The sequence below is a fragment of the Streptomyces sp. HSW2009 genome (genome assembly GCF_040240285.1).
GTDB lineage: Bacteria > Actinomycetota > Actinomycetes > Streptomycetales > Streptomycetaceae > Streptomyces.
This window is the reverse complement of record NZ_JBEHZD010000658.1, coordinates 1-3,792: the sequence shown is the minus strand read 5'-3', so window position 1 is coordinate 3,792 and position 3,792 is coordinate 1. Positions and strand designations below refer to the sequence as shown.

Genomic DNA, 3,792 nt, shown 5'->3' with positions numbered 1-3,792 from the left:
CCCCCCCCCCCCCCCCCCCCCCCCCCCCCCCCCCCGCCCCCCCCCCCCCCCCCCCCCCCCCCCCCCCCCCCCCCCCGGCGCGGCCTAGAGCTCCTTGCGGAAGGACTCCGCCGCCGCCAGGAAGATGTCGTTGGCCTCGGTCTCACCGATGGTGATCCGTACGCCCTCGCCCACGAACGGCCGCACCACGACGCCGGCGCGCTCGCACGCAGCCGCGAAGTCCGCGGTGCGCTCGCCGAGCCGCAGCCAGACGAAGTTGCCGTGCGACTCGGGAACGGTCCAGCCCTGTCCGACCAGCGCCTCGTACACCCGGGCCCGCTCCACGACCAGCGCGTCCACCCGCTCGCGCAGCGCGTCCTCGCTGCGCAGCGAGGCGATGGCGGCCTCCTGCGCCACCTGCGTCACGCCGAACGGCACCGCCGTCTTGCGCAGCGCGGCGGCCACCGGCTCGTGGCCGACCGCGAAGCCGACCCGCAGCCCGGCCAGCCCGTACGCCTTGGAGAAGGTGCGCAGCACGCACACGTTGGGGCGGCTCCGGTAGAGGTCGAGGCCGTCGGGGACGTCCTCGTCGCGGATGAACTCGCGGTACGCCTCGTCCAGCACGATCAGGATGTCGGAGGGCACCGCGTCGAGGAAGCGCTCCAGCTCCGCGCGGCGGACCACGGTGCCGGTGGGGTTGTTGGGGTTGCAGACGAATATCAGCCGGGTCCGCTCGGTGATCGCGGCGAGCATCGCGCTAAGGTCGTGCACCTCGCCCGTGGTCAGCGGCACCGGTACCGCGGTCGCGCCGGAGACCTGCGTGATGATCGGGTACGCCTCGAAGGAGCGCCAAGCGAAGATGACCTCGTCGCCCGGCCCCGCCGTCGACTGGACGAGCTGCTGGGCCACGCCCACCGAGCCGGTGCCGGTGGCCAGGTGCTCGATCGGCACCCCGAACCGGGTGGAGAGCTCGGCCATCAGCCCGCTGCACGCCAGGTCGGGGTAGCGGTTGAGGGCACCGGCGGCCTGCACCGCCTGCTCCAGGACCCCGGGCAGCGGCGGGTAGGGGTTCTCGTTCGAGGACAACTTGTACGTCGTCCCGCCGCCCTCGCGCGCAGCCGCCGGCTTGCCCGGCTTGTAGGTCGGCACGCCATCGAGCGCGGCACGCAGCTTGGGGCTCTTCTCAGACACCGCAGATCCTCCTCAGACCATCCCGAGCACAGCAGTCAGCAACAGAAAAGCAATACTGCTTACCTTATGAGGATTCCCCGGGGTGCCGTAAAGACCATGGGGAGCGCTCTTCGTCTCAGTGTGCGCCGGTGGCGGGCGCCGTGGCGCGCGTCACCCATCAGAGTGAGTTGAGACCTCTCCGAAACATAAGGCAAGCAGTAGGCGTGACCACCACACCGCCATGCAGAGGCACCACGGATCGGCCAACTACCTTGCATTTTAAGGTTTTTACCGGGGGCGACTCATGCAGAATCGTGCCTGTTGACAGGGGCCTGCCGATTCCTCCGAACGCACCCTTCGAGCCCTACTATCGGCACGCCATGACAGCAGCAGGGAAGCACCAGGTGAGCCGGTCGACCGGCCGCCGGTTGGGGCGAGCGGGCATCCGGGACGTGGCCGCCGCAGCCGGGGTCTCGATCACGACCGTCTCCGACGCGCTCAACGGCAAGGGACGGCTACCGGATGCCACCCGCCGCCACGTCCGCGAGGTCGCCGACCGGCTGGGCTACCGCCCCTCCGCCGCGGCCCGCACGCTCCGTACCGGCAAGTCAGGTCTCATCGGCCTGACGGTCACCACGTACGGGGATGAACCTTTCACCTTCACCGAGTTCGCCTACTTCGCCGAGATGGCCCGCGCGGCCACCTCCGCCGCGCTGGCCCGCGGCTACGCCCTCGTCATCCTGCCCGCCACCTCGCGCCACGACGTGTGGTCCAACGTGGCGCTGGACGGCACCGTGGTCATCGACCCGTCCGATCAGGACCCGGTCGTGGCCGAGCTGGTACGCCACGGGATTCCGGTCGTCTCCGACGGCCGCCCCGCCAGCTCGGTACCGGTGACCGCCTGGGTGGACAACGACCACCAGGCCGCCGTGTGCGGTCTGCTCGATCACCTCGCCGAGGCCGGCGCCCGACGCATCGGCCTGCTCACCGGCACCACCACGGACACCTACACCCGGCTCTCCACCTCCGCGTACCTCTCCTGGTGCGAGCGCGTGGGCCAGGACCCGGTGTACGAGGAGTATCCGGCGCACGACCCCTGCGCGGGGGCCGTCGCCGCCGACCGACTGCTGGCCAGACCCGACCGGCCGGACGCGGTCTACGGCCTCTTCGACCCCAACGGCACCGATCTGCTCGCCGCCGCCCGGCGCGACGGGCTGCGGGTCCCCGCCGCCCTGCTGCTCGTGTGCTGTAGCGAATCCAGCGTGTACACCAGCACCGACCCACCGATCACCACCCTCTCCCTGAAACCCCGTCGGATCGGTACCGCCGTCGTCCAACTGTTGATCGACGCCATCGAAGGCGTCGACGGCGGTGGCCCGGTCGAGCAGGTGATACCGACCGAGCTCATCGTGCGGGCCTCGTCCCAACGGCGTCCGCCCCGTACCACCGTGAGCGCCCCGCGCGGACCCGCGAGCAACTGAGCGCCGGGGCGCAACGCGTCACCCCGTCGCTCTCGCGAGCACCGCGCGCTCCGCGCCTGCCCGCCCTGCCCCACTGACCGCCGGCTTCGCCGGGGCGCCCGACCCGTCATCCACACGGCCGGTGGCCGTTCGTTACGGTGTAATGCGCCCCTGCCAAGCGGCCAATTCGGGAGAAATGCCCGGCGAACCCTGCGCTCGGGCCGTTTCGCGACCCCTGGTGCGTCACAACCCCCGACGGTCATTCCTATGATGGGCGGACGACACCGCGGACCCCCGTCGACCAGGCAAGGTCCAGAAGGTGCACGGCGGCGCGATGGTGGAGGGGTCGATGACTCCGGGGGCCGGTCAGGGACCCACGGCACGGACCACGTCTTCGCATCAGGATGCGGGGCACGACGCTCGACCCGAGCAGGGCGAAGCGGAGCGCCCGGTTCCCCCGGCGGCGCCCCCTGCCGCACCCCAGGTCACACCTACCGCACCGGCCCGTCCCGCCCCCGGCCAGCAGGCCGAACACGGCACTGAGCAGCCTGGCCGCGCGGCCGGACGCGGGCCCGGCCAAGAGGGGCCCGACGGTTCCGGCGGGCCCGGGCCGACCGCGCCCCCCCTCCGCATGACGCACGTGGGTACGACCCCGCGGGTACGGCCGCTCAGCGCGGGACCGCAGGCCGCGGTGCCCGCCCAGGGCCCGGCCCAGCCCGCTCCCGTACGGCAGGACCAGCGCGAACACCGGGCCCCCGGGCAGCGCGCGCCGCAGTCCTACGCGCCGCCGGCGGCGCAGCAGAAGCCGCCGACCGCGCAGCAGAACGGGCCCCAGGCCGCAGCCCGGCCACCCCATGCGCACCCGGCACACCCCGCGCCCGAGGCACATCCGTCCCAGCCGCACCGACCCCCGGCCGCGCCCGGCCCCCGCCCGGCGTCCGCCTCGCAGGCCGCCACCCAGCAGCCGAGCAACCCCCAGTCGTACGCCCCGGGCCAGACCGCCCCGCGCCCGCCCGCGGCACCGCACCCGACCGCCCCGCCGGCACCGGGCACCGCCGTGCAGCCGGGCCAGCCGGGCCAGCCGGGCCAGCCGGGCCAGCCGGGCCAGCCGGGCCAGCCGGGCCAGGGTGTCGGGTCCGGGTACGCGCCGGGCACCGTGCCCGGGCCGCGGCAGCCGGCACCC

Annotated in this window: 2 protein-coding genes and 1 pseudogene; 2 read left to right on the top strand and 1 reads right to left on the bottom strand. The window is 73.6% G+C overall.

The annotated features are described in order from the left end of the window. Positions 1–84 precede the first annotated feature (84 nt). Positions 85–1,170 carry a histidinol-phosphate transaminase gene (hisC, locus tag AAHZ94_RS30295; protein ID WP_349996927.1) on the bottom strand — a complete coding sequence of 362 codons (1,086 nt, stop codon included), beginning with the start codon at positions 1,168–1,170 and terminating at the stop codon, positions 85–87. A gap of 359 nt (positions 1,171–1,529) precedes the next feature. Between hisC and AAHZ94_RS30290 the strand changes: the two genes are divergently transcribed. Next, positions 1,530–2,630, top strand: coding sequence for a LacI family DNA-binding transcriptional regulator (locus tag AAHZ94_RS30290; RefSeq protein WP_349996926.1), 1,101 nt, complete (start codon positions 1,530–1,532; stop codon positions 2,628–2,630). A gap of 619 nt (positions 2,631–3,249) precedes the next feature. Beyond that, positions 3,250–3,792, top strand: a pseudogene (locus AAHZ94_RS30285) (hypothetical protein); the annotation flags it as partial.